This is a genomic window from Streptomyces sp. 5K101 (genome assembly GCF_046506645.1).
In the GTDB taxonomy this organism is placed as follows: Bacteria; Actinomycetota; Actinomycetes; order Streptomycetales; family Streptomycetaceae; genus Streptomyces.
Window position 1 is genome coordinate 18,208 of the sequence record NZ_JBKFFO010000007.1, and the last position, 17,351, is coordinate 35,558.

The following is a 17,351-nucleotide window of genomic DNA, read 5'->3' on the forward strand; positions in this document are numbered from 1 at the left end:
GGGCACCGGTGCGTCTACGCCTCGGTGCTCACCAGGCCGAGCCGCTGGGTGGCGCGGGTGCAGGCGACGTAGAGGTCGTTCACGCCGCGCGCGGAGCCCGAGCGGATGAGGCCGGGCTCGACCACGATCACCGTGTCGAACTCCAGCCCCTTCGCCGCCTTCGGGTCGAGCAGCACGACGGGCCGGGTCAGGTCCGGCTCCTCGCCCGCGGTCACGTCCGGCAGTTCGGCGGCGAGCGCGGTGTGCAGCGCGGCTGGTGCGATCACCGCGAGCCGCCCCTCGTGCGGCGCCCGGGCGACGTGCTCGGCCACGGTGCGGGCGAGTTCGTGCGGGGCGACCACGACCTGCCAGGGGTCGACACCGGTCGAGCGCACCGAGCGTGGCGGCTCGAACGCCGGGTCCTCGGCACGCCGGACCTCGGCCGCGAGCGCCATGATCTCGGCGGGCGTACGGTAGTTGACGCCGAGCCGGGTGTGCTCGAAACGGTCGCCCACGTACGGCTCCAGGATCTCCCGCCACGATGCGCAGCCCGCCGCGTCACCGGTCTGCGCCGGGTCGCCGACGAGGGTCATCGACCGGGTCGGGCAGCGGCGCATCAGCAGCCGCCACGCCATCGCGGACAGCTCCTGGGCCTCGTCGACGATGATGTGCCCGAACGCCCAGGTGCGGTCGGCGGCCGCGCGGGCGGCCGCGCTGCGGTGGTCGGCCTCCTCGTGGCGCTCGGCCATGCGCTCGGCGTCGATGATGTCGTGCGCCGCGAGCACCTCGGACTCCTCGTCCTCGAACTCGTACGTCTGCGAGCCGTGCGACAGCTCCAGGACACCCTGCGCGTAGGCGATCCGGTCCTGGCGCTCGGCCTCGGCCGCGGCCCGCTCCGCGCTGTCGTCGAAGCCGAGGAGCTCGGCGGCCTCGTCGAGCAGCGGCACGTCGGCGGGCGTCCAGGCTCCGCCGGTGCGCCGGACGGCGGCGGCGTCCTCGGGGTCCAGGTACGGCTCCGGCTCGGCGAGGAAGTCCGCGACCAGCTGCTGCGGCGTGAGCGGGGGCCACAGCGTGTCGATGGCCGCGTGGACCTCGGCGCTGGTGGCGATCTCCTTGCCGAGCTGGGCGATGTCGTCGAGTCCCAGCAGGTTCTCACCGCCGTACGGGTCGGCGCCGAGCCGGTCGACGAGCTGCTCGGTCAGGGCGTCGATGATGCGGAAGGCGAAGTGGGGGCGGGCCAGGTTGTGCGGGAGTGCGGTGTCCCGGGCCCGGTCGCGGGCCTCGTACGCCATCTCCCGGTGCAGCAGCAGCGTCCCGTACTCGGCGTGGTCGATCTCCAGGGCGGGTTCGGGCAGGGCGCCGCCGTCCTCGCCGCTGGCCGCGGGCAGGGTCTCGGGGAGTGTCTGCCGGCCGGCGACGACGCGGGCGAGGACGTCCGCCATCCGGGCCGAGCCCTTGACGGCCGCGGCCTCGGGGGTGTCGGTGCCGGTGGCGTGCACGCCGGGGAACAGCTCGCCCATCGTCGACAGCAGGACGCCGGTCTCGCCGAGGGAGGGCAGCACTTCGCCGATGTAGCCGAGGAAGGCGGGGTTGGGGCCGACGATCAGGACGGCACGGCGGGCGAGCTGCTCGCGGTGGGCGTAGAGGAGGTACGCGGCGCGGTGCAGCGCGACCGCGGTCTTCCCCGTGCCTGGTCCGCCCTCGACGACGAGCACGCCGTGGCGCGGGGCGCGGATGATGCGGTCCTGTTCGGCCTGGATGGTCTGCACGATGTCGGCCATACGTCCGGTGCGGGCGGCGCCGAGGGCGGCGAGCAGCACCTCGTCGGCGTCGTGTGCCTCGTATCCGGTGCGGGTGGTGTCCGCGAGGTCGAGGATCTCGTCGTGGAGCGCGGTGACGGTCCGGCCCCGGGTGCTGATGTGCCGCCGCCTGCTGAGTCCCATCGCCTCGTGGCCGGTGGCGAGGTAAAAAGGCCGGGCGACGGGCGCGCGCCAGTCGATGAGCATCGGGGTGCGCTGCGGATCGTCCTTGCGCATTCCGATGCGGCCGATGTGATGGCGGGTGCCGTCCTTGAGATCGATGCGGCCGAAACACAGACCGTTGTCGACCGCGTTGAGCGCGGAAAGGTGCGCACCGTGTTCGGCGACGCACACGTCCCGTTCCACGCGGGACTGGGCGAGACCGGTACTGGCCTGCCTCAACGTGGTCGCGACGGCCCCTTCGGCCTCCTCGCGCAGCGCGTCGAGACGCTCGTAGAGCCCGGTGATGAATTGCTGCTCGTTCTGCAATTCCTCGGTTGACAATTCAGCTCCTGACGCGATATCGTGTCACCCAATGCACTTCTCCGCGTTTATCGCCATGCCGTGAAGCAGGCGAACTTGGAAACATTCAATATACGCAGAAAAAGCCCCGTGCCGTCAATTCGGCCCGGGGTGTTTTTCTGCCCGTGGACACACCCATGCATGTATCGACGCACATCGCCGCGGCGACGGCGCTGCTGCGTCGGCACGGCGCGGCCGGCCTGGCCCACCCCGGAGGCACCCTCCTCGCCCACCTGGCGCGGGTCGAGCGTTCACCGCGCGCCGGGCGGGCAGGAGCCCGCGGGACTCGTAGTGGCGCAGAGTGCGGGTGGTGGTGCCGGCCCGCTCCGCGAGCTCGCCGATTCGCATGTCCCCGACCGTGATCCTTGACGCCGACGTCAAGGCAACAACGGCGGGCGGCGCTCAACCGCCGTACGGCAGCAGCGGCTTGCGCTCCAGCGGGGAGGTCAGCACGATCGACGTCGTCGTGCGGCCGAGCGCCGAGACCTGTTTGAGCACGTCCTCCAGATGGACCGTGTCCGTGACGGCGACCTTGAGGATCCAGCAGTCCTCGCCCACGACGTGGTGCGCCTCGATCACCTCCGGGCGCTCCAGCAGCTCCAGCGTCCTCGGGTGCTTGAAGTCGTGCCCGCCGTGGGGACTCACACGGATGAACGCCTGGATGCCGTGCCCGAGCCGGGCCGGTGAGACACGCGCCCCGTAGCCCGTGATCACCCCGGACGCCTCCAGTCTGCGGACGCGCTCGGTGACCGCCGCCGGGCTCAGCCGGACCCGGCGTCCGAGCTCGCTGAGCTTGACGCGGCCGTCCCTCTGGAGGATCTCCAGGATGTGCCGGTCGACGGCGTCCAGAGCGGCGACCGACGTTTCCCCGGCGCCGGCCCTCGAAAGCCGTGGTTCTTTCGGCGCGGCGGCCGGATCTCCCATGTCTCCCCCTTCAGGACACGACCCGCAAACATAACACTTGTATCCCGCAAGGAAATCGGCGGGCAGGAAACGAGGATCCGGGTCGGATGAGGGACGTACTGGTCATCGGTGGAAATCGGTATTTCGGAAAGCGGCTGATATCCCGGCTGCTGAATTCCGGCGACCGGGTCACCGTGCTCAATCGCGGTTCGAGCGCCCCGCCCGCGGGCGTGACGGCCTTGCGGGCCGACCGCGGCGACGAGCACGCCCTGCGGACCGCGCTCGGCCCGCGCGGCTTCGACGTGGTGGTCGACCAGGTCTGCTACACCCCGCGCCAGGCGGACATCGCCCGCCGCGTGTTCGCGGGCCGCACCGGGCGCTACGTCATGACCTCCACCGTGGAGGTCTACGAGTACGAGGACTCCGCCGCGCCGGTCGGCGAGAACGCCGTGGACCCGCTGACCCTGCCGGTCGACCTCGCCGCCCCGTGGGACGACGCAGACTTCCGGGACGGGCACTACGGCGAGGGCAAGCGCCAGGCGGAGGCCGTCTTCGCGGCCGGTGCCGGCTTCGACTGGGTGTCCGTGCGGACCGCCCATGTGCTGGGCGGGGCCGACGACTTCACGGGGAGGCTGGGGCACTACGCGTCCCTGATGCGCGCGGGCCGCCCGGTCGCGGTGCCCGCGACGAACCACCCGGCCACCTACATTCACGTCGAGGAGATCGCCGACTTCCTCTTCTGGGCGGCCGCGCGGGACTTCACCGGCCCCGTGAACGAGAATTCCCACGGACCGCTCACGACCGCGGACATCTGCGCGGCGATCGGTCCTCTCACGGGCACCGAGGCGGAATTCACGGCGGTGGAGGTGGGCGAGACGTCGCCGTTCTCCTTCGCCCGTTCCTACGGCATGGACAATGCCCGCGCCACCGCACTGGGCTTCGCGTTCGGCCACACCGCCGACTGGCTGGGCCGCGCCGTCGCCGAGACGCTCGGCGCGCACGGGGGCGACGGGGAGGCCCGGCGGTGAGACACCACATGCTCGGCGACCTCCGCGTCGGCGCCATCGGGTACGGGGCCATGCCCCTGTCCATCGAGGGCCACCCCGACGAACGGCAGGCCGTCGCCACCGTCCACGCGGCGCTCGACGCGGGCGTCACCCTGATCGACACGGCCGACTCGTACCACGTGCCCGTCGGCGAACCGGGAACCGGCGAACTGCTCGTGGCCCGCGCGCTCGCCTCGTACGGCGGGGACACCGGCTGCGTGCTCGTCGCCACCAAAGGCGGCCGGGGGCGCACGGCCGACGGTCGGCCTTCCACACCGTGGCGCGCGAGCGCGGGGTCAGCCCGCAACGCGTCGCGCTGGCGTGGCTGCTGGCGAAGTCGCCCACGGTCGTGCCCATCCCCGGGGCGAGCCGCCCGGCCACGGTCACGGACTCCGCGGCGGCGGCCGGACTGGAGCTGACCGAGGATGAGCTGGCGGCGCTGGACGCGTGAGCGCGTAAGCGGCGGCGGCTCCGTCCGGATCAACGGCGTTCGGGGGCGGGCGGCTCCGCCCGGCCGGTCAGTTCCGGGCGGCTCCACGAGGGCCGGTCACGTTCGGGGCGACTCCGCCAGGGCGTGGTCAGCGGTGTGCGCCGGGCCCGAGGGGGTGGGGCCCGGCGCACTCCGGTGGCGGTGGCGGGAGCGGAGCTCCGCCGGTGGCGGTGGCGAGGGTCGTCACCTCCGCCGGTGGCGGGGCATCAGACCTTCACCGGCTCGCGCTCGTCGTCGCGCGGCTCCGGCACACCGGCCTTCTCCACGACCGCGTGGTCGTCCAGCAGGGTCTTCTCGTCGAACGGCAGCCGTCCCGAGAGCACCTCGCGCACCTGCCCCTTGTCGATCTCCTTGGTCCAGGTACCGATCAGCACCGTCGCCACGGCATTGCCCGCGAAGTTCGTCAGGGCGCGGGCCTCGCTCATGAAGCGGTCGATGCCGACGATCAGGCCCACGCCGTCGACCAGCTCCGGCCGGTGCGACTGCAGACCGCCCGCCAGCGTCGCCAGACCGGCGCCCGTGACACCCGCCGCACCCTTCGACGCGACGAAGAGGAACAGCAGCAGCGCGATCTGCTCCCCGATCGACATCGGGTTGCCCATGGCGTCGGCGATGAAGAGCGAGGCCATGGTCATGTAGATCATGGTGCCGTCGAGGTTGAAGGAGTATCCGGTCGGGACGGTGATGCCGACGACCGGCTTGCTCACGCCCAGGTGCTCCATCTTCGCGATGAGCCGCGGGAGGGCGGACTCGGACGAGGAGGTGGAGAGGATCAGCAGGAACTCGCGGCCCAGGTACTTGAAGAGCGTGAGGATGTTGAGACCCGCGACGACCCGAAGCAGCGCGCCGAGCACGATGACGACGAACAGGAAGCAGGTCACGTAGAAGCCGAGCATCAGCACGGCGAGGCTCTTGAGCGCGTCCAGACCGGCCGAACCGGTGACCGCGGCGATCGCGCCGAACGCGCCGATGGGCGCGGCCCACATGACCATCGCGAGGATGCGGAAGACGAGCCGCTGGATGTGCTCGATGCCGCGCAGCACCGGGCGGCCGGCCGGGCCCATGGCCTGGAGCGCGAAGCCCGCGAGCAGGGCGACGAGGAGGGTCTGCAGGACCTCACCGGCGGTGAAGGCGGAGACGATCGTGGTCGGGATGATCCCGAGCAGGAACTCGGTCGTGTCCTTGGCCTCGGCGGAGACCTGCTCCTGGCCCACCTCCTTGACCGCGTCGGTCACCGCGAGGTTGGAACCGGGGTCCAGGACGTTGCCGACGACCAGGCCGATGCCGAGGGCGACCAGCGACATCACCACGAAGTAGCCGAGCGCGATGCCGCCGACCGCGCCGACCTTCGCGGCCTTCCGCACCGAGCCGATGCCCAGCACGATCGTGCAGAAGATGATCGGCGAGATCATCATCTTGATCAGGTTCACGAACCCGGTGCCGATCGGCTTGAGCTCCACGGCGAAGTCGGGAGCGACCAGGCCGACGGCGATGCCGAGCGCGACCGCGATGATCACCGCGATGTACAGATAGTGGGTACGGTCCCGCCTGACGGCTCCTGTGGCCACGGGGTCCTCCTCGATTTCCATGTACGTCCATGTCCCGATGGATGTCGTGAATATCCACCAGCCCTGTGACTCCGGTCACCCTTGCGTTCGTTTCGTTCACACAAATCCGGCCAGGCAGACTGAACCCATGCGCATCCCCCGTCCTCGCAGCCTCGCCGGCCAGCTCTTCGCGATGCAGGTCGTGCTGGTCGCCGCGATCGTCGCGGGCTGCGCGCTCTTCGCGTACTTCACCGACCGCTCGCAGGCCGAGGAGTCCGCCCGGCTCCAGACCAGCGCCACCGCGGCGGCCGCGGCCCGGGCCCCGTCGGTCGTCCAGGCGGTCCGCTCGGACGACCCCTCGGCGGCGCTCCAGCCCTACGCGGAAGCCCTGCGCAAGGACGCGGGCATGGACTTCGTCGTGATCATGGATCCGAGGGGGCGGCGCTTCACCCACCCCGAGCCGGGCGAGATAGGGCGGACGTACCTAGGCCACATCGAGCCGGCCCTGCGCGGCGAGATCTACAGCGAGCGGTACACGGGCACGCTCGGCCTGTCCGTACGCACGGTGGCGCCGGTCCGCGCCGACGGGAAGGTCGTCGCACTCGTCAGCGCCGGCATCACGGTCGAGGAGATCGGCGAGCAGGTGGCCAAGCAGCTCACGGCACTGCTCGTGATGGCGGGCGGGGCGCTCGCCCTCGGCGGCGTCGGCACGTACGTGATCAACGCCAGGCTGCGCCGGCACACGCACGGCATGAACGCGGCGGAACTGGGGCGGATGCACGACTACCACCAGGCCGCGCTGCACGCGGTGCGCGAGGGCCTGATCATGCTCGACGGCGCCCGGCGCATCGCGCTCGTCAACGACGGGGCGCGGGAGCTGCTGGGACTCGGCGACGACGCCGTGGGCCGGCCGGTGGCGGAACTCGGCCTGCCCGCCCCGCTCACGGGGGCGCTGCTGGCGTCCGAGCCCCGGGTCGACGAGGTGCACCTGACGGCGGACCGGGTGGTCGTGGTGAACACGCAGCCGGTCGTCGGGGGCGAGAAGCGCGGGACGGTGGTGACCCTGCGCGACCACACGGAGCTCCAGGCTCTCTCGGGCGAGCTGGACTCGGAGCGCGGCTTCACGCAGGCCCTGCGCTCGCAGGCCCACGAGGCGGCGAACCGGCTGCACACCGTGGTGTCGCTGATCGAGCTGGGCCGCGCGGACGAGGCGGTCGACTTCGCCACGGCGGAACTGGAGCTGGCGCAGGCCCTCACCGACCGCGTGGTGGGCGCGGTCGGCGAACCGGTCCTCGCGGCGCTGCTGCTCGGCAAGGCGGCGCAGGCGAACGAGCGCGGTGTGGAACTCGTCCTCACGGAGGACAGCCGCATCGACGACGGCGTCCTGCCGGCGTCGCTGCCGGCGCGCGACCTGGTGACGATCCTGGGCAACCTGATCGACAACGCGGTCGACGCGGCGGCCGGCGTGAGCGCGCTGGTGCCGGCCGGGCCCGACGCGGACCTGCGGGTCGCGCCGCCCCCGGGCGGCAGCCGCGCACGGGTCACCGTGACGGCGCGGGCGGGACGGGGCGAGCTGCTGCTGCGCGTGGCCGACACCGGTCCCGGCGTCGAACCCGCCTCCGTGGAGGACGTCTTCCGCCGCGGCTGGTCCACGCACGGCCCCGGCCGCGGCATCGGCCTGGCGCTGGTCCGCCAGGCGGTCCACCGCGGCCGTGGCACGATCACGCTCACACGCGCTCCGGAAGGCGGAGCGGAGTTCACGGTCCTGCTCCCGCTGCACACGACGGAGACCCCCAGATGACCCCGCCCCCCACGCCTCCCGACGGCAGGCCGGACGCCCCCACCCCGCGCGCGGGTGCGGGGCGCAAGCGCCCGTGCGCTGCCGCCGCCGGGGCACGCGGCGCTGCCGGGGAGGTGGGGACGTGACCATCCGCGTACTCGTCGTCGAAGACGACCCCGTCGCCGCCGACGCGCACGCGCTCTACGTCGGGCGCGTGCCCGGGTTCGTCGTCGTCGGGGTCGCGCACTCCCGGGCGGAGGCCGTGCGCGCGCTGGAGCGGGCCGAGGTCGACCTGCTGCTGCTCGACCTGTACCTGCCCGACGGGCACGGCCTGCAGCTCGTACGGTCCCTGCGCGCCGCCGGGCACTCCACGGACGTCATCGCCGTCACCTCCGCCCGTGACCTCGCCGTCGTCCGGGAGGGCGTGTCGCTCGGGGTCGTGCAGTACGTGCTGAAGCCGTTCACGTTCGCCACCCTCCGCGACCGACTCGGCCGCTACGCCGAGTTCCGGGCCGCGGCCGGGGAGGCCAGCGGCCAGGAGGAGGTCGACCGCGCCCTCGCCGCGCTGCGGGCGCCGCGCAACGCGACGACCCTCCCCAAGGGCCTGAGCGCCCCCACCCTGGAGGCCGTCACCCGCACCCTGCGCGATTCCACCGAGGGGCTCACCGCCACCGAGGCCGCCGCGGCCGTCGGCATCTCGCGGATCACGGCACGCCGTTACCTGGAGCATCTGGTCACCGCCGGACGGGCCGTCCGCAGCCCTCAGTACGGCCAGATCGGCCGCCCGGAGCTCCAGTACCGCTGGGTCAGCGCCCGGCACTGAGCACTCAACGACCTACAACTCCCGTGATCTGCACGGGGATTGATTTTGTCAACTGACCGGCCATACCGTCACGGGCAGCAGCCCGCAGCCCCGCGCCGCCCGCAGCCCGCCCCGGCGCCCGGCTCCCCCGGCTCAGAGGAGGTCGTGCCCGTGCGCCCCACCGCCCCGCTGATCCTCGTCACCGCCGTCACCGCCCTCGCGGCGAGCCTCACCGCGTGCGGCAGCGGCTCCGGTGGCGATCCGGACACCGTCGAAGTCGCGTACAACCGGTCCACCGACAACAAGATCCGGTTCAAGGACGCCTATCTGGAGGCGGCCAAGAAGCAGTTCGAGAAGGAACACCCGGGCAAGAAGGTCAAGCTGATCCCGATCCAGGCGCCGGACAACGACTACGCCACCAAGGCGCAGCAGATGATGCGCTCCCCCAAGACCGCGCCCGACCTGCTCTACGAGGACACCTTCCGCATCAACTCCGACATCAAGGCCGGCTACTTGAAGCCGCTGGACGACTATCTGGCCGAGTGGGACCAGTGGGACCGCTTCGTGGACACCGCGAAGGCCGCGGCGAAGGCGGAGGACGGCAGGACGTACGGGGTGCCGGACGGCACCGACACCCGCGGGCTGTGGTTCAACAAGGAGATCTTCGCCAGGGCCGGGCTGCCGGCCGACTGGGCGCCGAAGAACTGGGCGGAGGTCCTGGACGCGGCCCGTACGGTCAAGAAGAAGGTCCCCGGCGTGATCCCGATCAACGTCTACACCGGCAAGGGCCCCGGTGAGGCGGCGGTCATGCAGGGCTTCGAGATGCTGCTCTACGGCACGGGCGAGGACCCCCTCTACGACTCGTCGGCCAAGAAGTGGGTGGCGGGCGGCAAGGGGTTCGAGGACGCCCTCGGCTTCGTGGGCACGGTGTACGAGGAGAAGCTCGGTCCGGACGTGTCCGACGCGCTCGACCCGAACATCGGCACCCGGGTCGCCACCGAGTTCTTCCCCGAGGGCAAGCTCGCGATCTCCCTCGACGGTTCGTGGATGGGCCAGAACTGGGTGAACGAGGGCCCCAAGGAGTGGCCCGAGTGGAGCGAGAAGCTGGCACAGGCGCCGATGCCGACGCAGAACGGCCAGGCGCCCGGCAAGGTGTCCATGTCCGGCGGCTGGGCCTGGTCCATCCCGGCGAAGGCCCAGAACCCGGACCTGGCCTTCGCGTTCATCAGGACTCTGCAGTCGAAGGAGAACGCGACCGAGTGGTGCGTGGTCGGCGCGCAGATCGCGGTGCGCGAGGACGTCGCCGCCGATCCCCGGTACCTGAAGTCGATGCCGGGCATCGACTTCTTCACCGGCCTGGTGCGCTACACCCACTACCGGCCGGCCCTGCCCGTCTACCCGCAGGTGTCAACGGCGATCGGCGAGGCCATGGAGAAGGTGACCACGGGTGACGCGTCGCCGGCTGAAGCGGCGAAGGCGTACGACGAGCGCCTGAGGACCATCGTCGACGGCGCGGTCGTCTCCCGGTGAGCGGTCGGTGAGCGCGTCCCGGACGGGACGGTGGCGGTGGGTCCCGCTCACCCCCGCCACCGTCCTCCTGCTGCTGTTCCTCGCGGGCCCGATCGGCTACTGCGTGTGGATCGCCTTCACAAATGCGCAGCTCACCGGCCAGTCGGGCGCGGACTTCGTGGGGCTCGCGAACTTCCGGCGGGCCTTCGCCGACGACGACTTCCGCACCGCGGTGTGGCTCACGCTCGTCTTCACCTTCGTCTCGGCGATCGCCGGCCAGAACACGCTGGGCCTGGCGCTGGCCGGCCTGATGCGGGTCGCGTCACGTCCGGTGCGTACCCTCACCGGCGTTCTGGTGATCACGGCATGGGTGCTGCCGGAGATCGTGGCGGCGTTCCTGCTGTACACCTTCTTCCGGCGCGAGGGCACGCTCAACGCGATACTGGACTGGCTCCAACTCCCTTCGCAGAACTGGCTGTTCACGCTGCCGATCCTGGCCGTGTCGTTCGCCAACGTCTGGCGCGGCACCGCGTTCTCGATGCTGATCTACTCCGCCGCCCTGGCCGAGATCCCGCGTGACATCACGGAGGCGGCCGAGGTCGACGGGGCGAGCGGCCCGCGCCGCGTCTGGCACATCACGCTGCCGATGATCCGCCGTTCCATCGGCACCAACCTGATGCTGAACACCCTCTCCACGCTGTCCGTCTTCGGTCTGATCTGGGCGATGACCCGCGGCGGCCCGGGCAACCGCAGCCAGACGCTGCCGGTGTTCATGTACGACCAGGCGTTCCTGAAGTCCCTGATCGGCTATGGCACGGCGGTGGCGCTGCTGCTTCTGCTGGTCGGGTCGCTGTTCTCGGTGGTGTACCTGCGTCTGATGAAGGTGGAGGTGTGATGCGGCCCGTGCTGCGCCGTGCCACCCGCGCCCGTCTGGCGGCGGACGGGGCGCTGCTGGTGACCGCGGCGGCCTTCGCCCTACCGCTGGTGTGGCTGCTGCTGGCATCGGTGGACGCGGACGCCGACCTGCGCGTACGGCTGCCGTCGTCGCCGACGGCGGAGAACTTCGACGCGGTGCTCACGGACGAGATCACCTTCACGCCGATGCTGAACAGCCTGCTGCTGTGCGGCGGGGCGACGGTGGTGTCGGTGGTGTGCGCGGCGCTCGCCGCGTACCCGCTCTCGCGTCACCGGTCGCGGTTCACCCGCCCGTATCTGCTCACGATCCTCTTCACCACCTGCCTTCCGATCACCGCGATCATGGTGCCGGTGTACGGGCTGTTCGTGCGGGTGAACCTGATCGACACGATGTACGGCACGGCGCTGTTCCTCGCCACCTCCCAACTGCCCTTCGCGATCTGGCTCATGAAGAACTTCATGGACGGCGTGCCGGTGGTGCTGGAGGAGGCGGCCTGGACGGACGGCGCGTCGAACCTCCGGACGCTGACCCGGGTGGTGCTGCCGCTGATGGGCCCCGGTCTGACGGTGGTGACGATCTACACCTTCATCATGCTGTGGGGGAACTTCTTCGTCCCCTTCATGCTGATCCTGTCCCCCGACCAACTGCCCGCGTCCGTGTCGATCTTCACGTTCTTCGGCAACTACGGCTCCGTGGTCTACGGTCAGCTGGCGGCGTTCTCCCTGCTGTACTCGGCGCCGGTGCTGGTGCTGTACGTGCTGATCGCGCGCCGGCTCGGCGGCGGGTTCGCGCTCGGCGGCGCGGTCAAGGGGTGACGCCGGCCGTCGGTCACGCGGGGCCCGTACCCTTCGGTAGCTCCGGTGTACGTGGACGGCCGCGGATCAGCTCGGAGATTCCTACGACATGTAGCTTGATGGGAACGCACCGTAGTCGCCGGGGCGCACGTCCCCGTACCTTGTGCGCGTGCACCACTCCCCTTCGCCACCCTTCAACGCCCCCGCCGCGCGCCGACTCCGCGAGGCCCTGGGGATGGCGCCCGGTCACGTCGCCTACGGACTGCGGGCCCAGTACGGACTCCACGTCTCGCCGGACACGGTCGTGGCCTGGGAACGCGGGCTCGCCGCGCCCGACACCCGTGAACTGACCGCCCTCGCGGGCGTCCTGTGGTGTTCCACGGGCGAACTGCTCGCCGCGGCGACGACCCTGCGCGAGCACCGCATGGCGCGTGGCATGGCCCCCGAGGACCTCGCCCGCCGGGTCGGTCTCGACGCTTCCGCGTACCAGCGGATGGAGGACTCGGGCCGCTGGCGCGGCAACGAGCGCCAGACCGCCGTGCTCGCCGAGACCCTGGGACTGACGCCGCGCGAACTGCTGGCCGCCACGGGCCGCGACGAGGACCTGGCGGGGCTCCTGCGCAGCGCGGTGACCGCCCGCTGGCAGGCGTACGTCCGTCCGGTCGGCAAGATGCTCCCGCTGGACCGCGACCACCTGGAGGCCGTGCTCCAGCAACTGCACGCCGACTACCAGTCCCGGATGGTGGCGACGCTGAGCTGGGGCGAGACGTCGAGGGACACGGGCGAGCCCGGCCGTGACTTCCTGGACAGCATCGTGGACCACTTCTGGGCCCTGTCCGGCGCCTGACCGGGGCCGGCGCGCGCGGGGGTCAGAGCCAGCCGCGGCGGGCGGCCAGGGCACCGGCCTGGAACCTGCTCGTGGCGCCCAGCCGTTCGAGCACCGTCTTGATCCGTCGTTCGACCGTGCGCGGGGAGACCCCGAAGTGGCGGGCGATACGCAGATCGGTCGAGCCCGCCGCCATCAGGCACAGCAACTCGCGTTCGTCGTCGCCCAGATCGGTGTCGACCGTGCCCTCGACACCCAACGGCATCGCCATCTCCCAGACGGTCTCGAACAGGCTGAGGAACCCGTCGAGCAGGTCGGAGCGGCCGATCACCAGGGACTCAGCCGTCCGGGTCCGCGACACCACCGGCACCAGGGCGAGTTCCTCGTCGAAGATGACGAGTTTCATCGGGGTCTTGGCGATGAATCGCCCCTCCTCGCCGTGCGCGAGCATGTGGAGCATGCTCGTGCGGGCGGCCGGGTGGTTCAGCGCCTCGGCCGCGTAGATCGTCCGGTACGAGATGCCCTGGCCCATCCGCCGCAGCTGGCGTTCGTCGTTGGTGCCGATCACCGCCGCGAAGGGCGGCGCGGCTATCCCCCGCACGCTGCCGCGGCAGTTCTCCTGGCCGGTCTCGAAGAGGTGCAGCATCTCCTCGGCGGACACGGCCCGGATCCGCGAGGCGCTGCCCGCTCCTCGGGCGGCGAGGTACTCCTGCGTGAGCGATTCGACGGCCTGGTGCGACTGGATCACCTGATCCTCCAGTCGGCGCACCCACTCGGCGGCGACCGCGCTGGGCGGCAGCACGACCACCTTCAGCGGCACTCCGACGGCGTGCTCCGCGGCCCCCATGTCCACCAGGCGGCCGAGCGCTCCGCGGGTGTCGTGCTCGGTGAGGGAGGTCAGTGCGGCGAGCTCCGTGATCTCCAGCCAGGGCGAGCGGGCGAGCTCGGCATAGACCTTCTCGGCGACGGGGTCGTCGACCGGGAGGACACGGCCCTTGCCTCGTACCCGCTCCGCCATGACCCTCAGCTCCCCTCGACCCGTTGCGTACGGCGGAAGGGATCATGTCAGAGGCCGGGCCGGGGCACGGTGCGGGGAAGCACAGTTGGTGCAGGGACCTTGCGGAATGTGCAAGGGCCGTGCGGTACCGCCGGTGGGCGGCGGTACCGCACGGCCCGGGGCGACGAGGTCGCCCCGCCCGGTTCAGTGGGTCGTCACGTGACGTTGACCGCGGCCCAGGCGGCGTTCACCGCCTGGTACTCGGCGCTGCTCGCGCCGTACAGGTCGGTCGCGGCCGACAGCGTGGCGGTGCGGGCGCCCGCGTAGTCGGTGGTGGAGGTCATGTACGCGGTCAGCGCCTTGTACCAGATCCGCTCGGCCTTGTCCCGGCCGATGCCGCTGACGGCCTTGCCGTCGTAGGTCGGGCTGTCGTAGCTCACGCCGTTGATCGTCTTGGCGCCGCTGCCCTCGGACAGCAGGTAGAAGAAGTGGTTGGCGGGGCCGGACGAGTAGTGGACGTCGATCCGGTTGATGCCCTTGTACCAGTAGTCCTTGGAGTTGCCGTCCTTGCTCGGCTTGTCCATGTAGCGCAGCGGGGTGCCGTTGCCCCGGATGTCGATCTTCTCGCCGATGAGGTAGTCGCCCGGGTCGGCGGTGTTGGCCGCGGCGAACTCGGCGGCCGCGCCGAAGATGTCGGAGGTGGCCTCGTTGAGGCCGCCGGACTCGCCGCGGTAGACGAGCCGCGCGGTGTTGGAGGTGACGCCGTGGGTCATCTCGTGGGCGGCGACGTCGAGCGAGGTGAGCGGCTTGGCGTTGTTCGCGCCGTCGCCGTAGGTCATGCAGAAGCAGGAGTCCGACCAGAAGGCGTTGACGTACGCGTTGCCGTAGTGGACGCGGGAGTACGCGGCGACGCCGTCGTTCCTGATGCCGCTGCGGCCGTGCACGTTCTTGTAGTAGTCCCAGGTGACCGCGGCGCCGTAGTGCGCGTCGACCGCGGCGTTCTGCCGGCCGCCGCCCCAGACGTCGTCGGCGTCGTTGAACAGGGTGCCGGAGCCGGACGTGCCCTGGTTCATGTCGGTGGTGCGGTGGCCGCCGCGCAGGCCGTCCAGCAGGTCGAAGGTGCTGCCGTTGGGCGTGGTGGTCAGCGGGACGGTGCCGTTGTAGTCGCCGGTGCCGGTGCCGGTGTGGACCGTCTCGTAGGAGAACAGCTCCGCTCCGGTGGCCGCGTCGGTCACGACGTGCCGCTCGCTCGGCGTGCCGTCGTGCTGCACGCCGGTGACGACGGTCTCCCAGGCCAGGACGGGCTTGCCGGACGCCGCCCAGACGACCTTGCGCGGCGCGCCCTCGGTCGCGGCCTCGTCGGTGTCGTGGGCCTCGGCGGCCTTCAGCGCCGACTTCTCCGCGGCCGCCGCGGGGACCTTCGCGACCGTGCCGGGCACGGATATGCGGGCGGCGGTCGCCTTGGTGACGGAGCGCTTGCCGTTCTTCTTCTCGTGGACGACGAGATCGCCGCCGAGCACCGGCAGTCCGGCGTACGTGCGCTCGTACCGCGTGTGCACGGTGCCGTCGGCGTCCTTGATGACATCGCGGACGACGAGCTTCTCCTTGTCGCCGAGACCGAGGGCGTCCGCCTCGGCGCCGGCGCCGGCCTGCGCCGCCCTGAGGGCGAAGACGCGGTCTGCGGGCGCCTGGACGGTCGCCGTCGCGTCGTCGGTCCGGTCCGCCCGGGCGGTCGCCGAACCGGTCTGCACACCGACGACGACCATCGCGGCCGACGCCACGAGAACCGCGGCTCGGGTGGTCGCCCTGCGGGTGGTGCTGCGTGTCACTCAGGTCTCCTCGGCAGGGGGCCGCTGGGGTGTCTGCGGCCCGGTGGGGGTGGAGCGGCGTGGGGTGGCACCGCCCTGATGCTGTGTCAGGAGCTTGCGGGCAGGCCGGTGCCACGAGCCGGGCGCTCACCTTGGGGGAGGAAGTGCCGGGCCGTGGCGGGGCGTTCGGTCGGTCTGCCGGGTCGAACCCGGCCGAGACTGCCAGCAACCACTGGGCGAATGACAGTGGTCAGACAAATGAAGTGCTGTCGGATACCCGACATGCCGAATCGCGTCAGGGGCGACGTCACGTGGGGCGTGCGTCACGTGGAAGGTGCCCCCGTGGGGGGACGTGCGCGCCGAACGTGCGCCACGCGGGACGTGGCGCGTGCGCGCGGCGGCAGGCGGCCTCTCAGCCCGTCGCCGCGGGCTGCCTGCGGTCGAAGGCGAAGAGCTGCCCCTTGCCGTCAGCGGTACAGGTGAGCTGCCGCAACGGCGTCCCGGCCTGCTCGGTTCCGTCCTCCACACCGACGCACAGGTCGCTGTGGAGCGGCCGCAGCCGGTATCCGCGTACGGGGCTGCCGACCGGCTCCAGCCGGAACGCCTCGGCCGGGCCTCGCTTGCCGCACTCCTGGTCCTCGACGGGGGCGCCGACCCAGACCGACTTGTCCTGCACACCCGTGCAGCCCTCGCCGAACCTCTGATGGAACGTCACCAGACGCCAGCCGCCCTCGATCCGCTTGAGCGAGAAGCGCGGGATCGAATCCGGTGCGCAGGCGCGCTGGTACACCTGGCCGTTCTGGCCGCCGTCCTCGGCGAGGCACAGACCGGAGTGCACGGCTCTGATCGTCACGGCTCCGGGCGCGGGCGCGGGGCCCGGCCCCGACGCGGCGGCGGCGGGCCGGCCGTCCTCCCGCCCCTGTGCGCGTCCCTCGCCGTCCCCGTCCCCGTCGCCGGGCAGGACGACGGCGGCGGCCACCGCCGCTGACGCGAGCAGGAAGCCGCCGACAGGCAGCAGGACCCGGGCCCGGCGGCGCGGCCGGGGCGCGGCAGGACCGGGGGCGGGTGAAGGCTCGTCGGAGGTGCCGCCGGGTACCTGCGCGGTCCCGCCGGGGGTATGACCGCCGGCCGCCTCCGCGGCGGCCGGGGCGGTGTCCGCTGCCTCTCCGGCCTGGCGCTCCCCGCGGGCCAGCTCCTTGCGCACCCGCAGCCATGTGTCCAGGTCGCCCGGGTCGCAGCCGCATGCCCGCACGAACGCGGCGACCAGTTCCTCGCGCGGCAGCGAGGCCCGGCCGAGCATGTTGGCGACCGTGGAGCGCGGCAGCACGTCGCCCACCGCGTCGGCGCGGGAGGTCAGTTCGCGATAGGTCAGACCCGACCAGTCCTTCAGCGCCTGCAGAGCGGCCACGAACTCGGCCGCGTCGGCGGCCCGTTCCGGATCCGGAGCACCGCTCCTGTCCCCCGCCATCCGCTCTCCTTCCGCCGGTCACCAGCTGGGACAGGGTGGGACATGTCCCGGACAGGGGACAGCCTTGCGATCGGCGTCGCGGAACTCAAGAGTGATCTGCGCCAACCGGATTCCGGCACCGACCGCGTCGGGCCGCCCGGGGCGTACGGGGGAAGACGGGGGATC

Annotated in this window: 13 protein-coding genes and 2 pseudogenes; 8 read left to right on the forward strand and 7 right to left on the reverse strand. The window is 71.8% G+C overall.

Annotation, left to right across the window (positions count from 1 at the left end; translation table 11 throughout):
* Positions 1–14 precede the first annotated feature (14 nt).
* From ACLB9X_RS15380 to ACLB9X_RS15390, 3 genes and pseudogenes are all read right to left on the reverse strand, one after another.
* Positions 15–2,282, reverse strand: coding sequence for a HelD family protein (locus ACLB9X_RS15380; protein WP_410360917.1), 2,268 nt, complete (start codon positions 2,280–2,282; stop codon positions 15–17).
* A gap of 267 nt (positions 2,283–2,549) precedes the next feature.
* Positions 2,550–2,648: pseudogene (locus tag ACLB9X_RS15385) on the reverse strand (MerR family DNA-binding transcriptional regulator); the annotation flags it as partial.
* 54 nt (positions 2,649–2,702) lie between these two features.
* Positions 2,703–3,224 carry an Lrp/AsnC family transcriptional regulator gene (locus ACLB9X_RS15390; protein WP_410360918.1) on the reverse strand — a complete coding sequence of 174 codons (522 nt, stop codon included), beginning with the start codon at positions 3,222–3,224 and terminating at the stop codon, positions 2,703–2,705.
* An 86-nt stretch (positions 3,225–3,310) separates the two neighbouring features.
* Between ACLB9X_RS15390 and ACLB9X_RS15395 the strand changes: the two genes are divergently transcribed.
* Together ACLB9X_RS15395 and ACLB9X_RS15400 are read left to right on the forward strand one after the other, a co-directional pair.
* Complete coding sequence (locus ACLB9X_RS15395; RefSeq protein ID WP_410360919.1) at positions 3,311–4,231, forward strand: NAD-dependent epimerase/dehydratase family protein; 921 nt, start codon at positions 3,311–3,313, stop codon at positions 4,229–4,231.
* Positions 4,228–4,700 (forward strand): annotated as a pseudogene (locus ACLB9X_RS15400) (aldo/keto reductase). The gene ACLB9X_RS15395 and the pseudogene ACLB9X_RS15400 overlap by 4 nt, the downstream one beginning before the upstream one ends.
* A 245-nt stretch (positions 4,701–4,945) precedes the next feature.
* Here ACLB9X_RS15400 and ACLB9X_RS15405 read toward each other — a convergent pair.
* The gene (locus tag ACLB9X_RS15405) at positions 4,946–6,307 is read right to left on the reverse strand and encodes a cation:dicarboxylate symporter family transporter (RefSeq protein WP_410360920.1); all 1,362 of its coding nucleotides are present in this window, start codon (positions 6,305–6,307) and stop codon (positions 4,946–4,948) included.
* 127 nt (positions 6,308–6,434) lie between these two features.
* On the opposite strand from ACLB9X_RS15405, the gene ACLB9X_RS15410 reads away from it, so the two are divergent.
* From ACLB9X_RS15410 to ACLB9X_RS15435, 6 genes are all read left to right on the forward strand, one after another.
* Positions 6,435–8,087, forward strand: coding sequence for an ATP-binding protein (locus tag ACLB9X_RS15410; protein ID WP_410360921.1), 1,653 nt, complete (start codon positions 6,435–6,437; stop codon positions 8,085–8,087).
* 121 nt (positions 8,088–8,208) lie between these two features.
* Positions 8,209–8,889 carry a response regulator gene (locus ACLB9X_RS15415; RefSeq protein ID WP_410360922.1) on the forward strand — a complete coding sequence of 227 codons (681 nt, stop codon included), beginning with the start codon at positions 8,209–8,211 and terminating at the stop codon, positions 8,887–8,889.
* Between the two features lie 150 nt (positions 8,890–9,039).
* Positions 9,040–10,398, forward strand: a complete 1,359-nt coding sequence (locus ACLB9X_RS15420; protein WP_410360923.1) for an ABC transporter substrate-binding protein — start codon at positions 9,040–9,042, stop codon at positions 10,396–10,398.
* 7 nt (positions 10,399–10,405) lie between these two features.
* Positions 10,406–11,272 (forward strand): carbohydrate ABC transporter permease, encoded by an 867-nt coding sequence (locus ACLB9X_RS15425; RefSeq protein WP_410360924.1) that lies wholly within the window; start codon positions 10,406–10,408, stop codon positions 11,270–11,272.
* Positions 11,272–12,108, forward strand: a complete 837-nt coding sequence (locus ACLB9X_RS15430) for a carbohydrate ABC transporter permease (RefSeq protein ID WP_410361184.1) — start codon at positions 11,272–11,274, stop codon at positions 12,106–12,108. Before ACLB9X_RS15425 ends, ACLB9X_RS15430 begins: the two co-directional genes overlap by 1 nt.
* A gap of 214 nt (positions 12,109–12,322) precedes the next feature.
* Positions 12,323–12,934 (forward strand): helix-turn-helix domain-containing protein, encoded by a 612-nt coding sequence (locus tag ACLB9X_RS15435; protein WP_410361185.1) that lies wholly within the window; start codon positions 12,323–12,325, stop codon positions 12,932–12,934.
* 22 nt (positions 12,935–12,956) lie between these two features.
* On the opposite strand, the gene ACLB9X_RS15440 is transcribed toward ACLB9X_RS15435, so the two are convergent.
* The 3 genes from ACLB9X_RS15440 to ACLB9X_RS15450 form a co-directional block, all read right to left on the reverse strand.
* On the reverse strand, positions 12,957–13,931 hold the full coding sequence (locus ACLB9X_RS15440; protein WP_410360925.1) for a LuxR C-terminal-related transcriptional regulator: 975 nt from the start codon (positions 13,929–13,931) through the stop codon (positions 12,957–12,959).
* Positions 13,932–14,125: 194 nt separating this feature from the next.
* A complete protein-coding gene (locus ACLB9X_RS15445; protein ID WP_410361186.1) occupies positions 14,126–15,676 on the reverse strand; it encodes a M4 family metallopeptidase in 1,551 nt (516 codons plus the stop codon).
* A 454-nt stretch (positions 15,677–16,130) separates the two neighbouring features.
* Entirely contained in the window at positions 16,131–17,186 is a 1,056-nt protein-coding gene (locus ACLB9X_RS15450; RefSeq protein WP_410360926.1) for a helix-turn-helix domain-containing protein, read from the reverse strand.
* Positions 17,187–17,351: the final 165 nt, after the last annotated feature.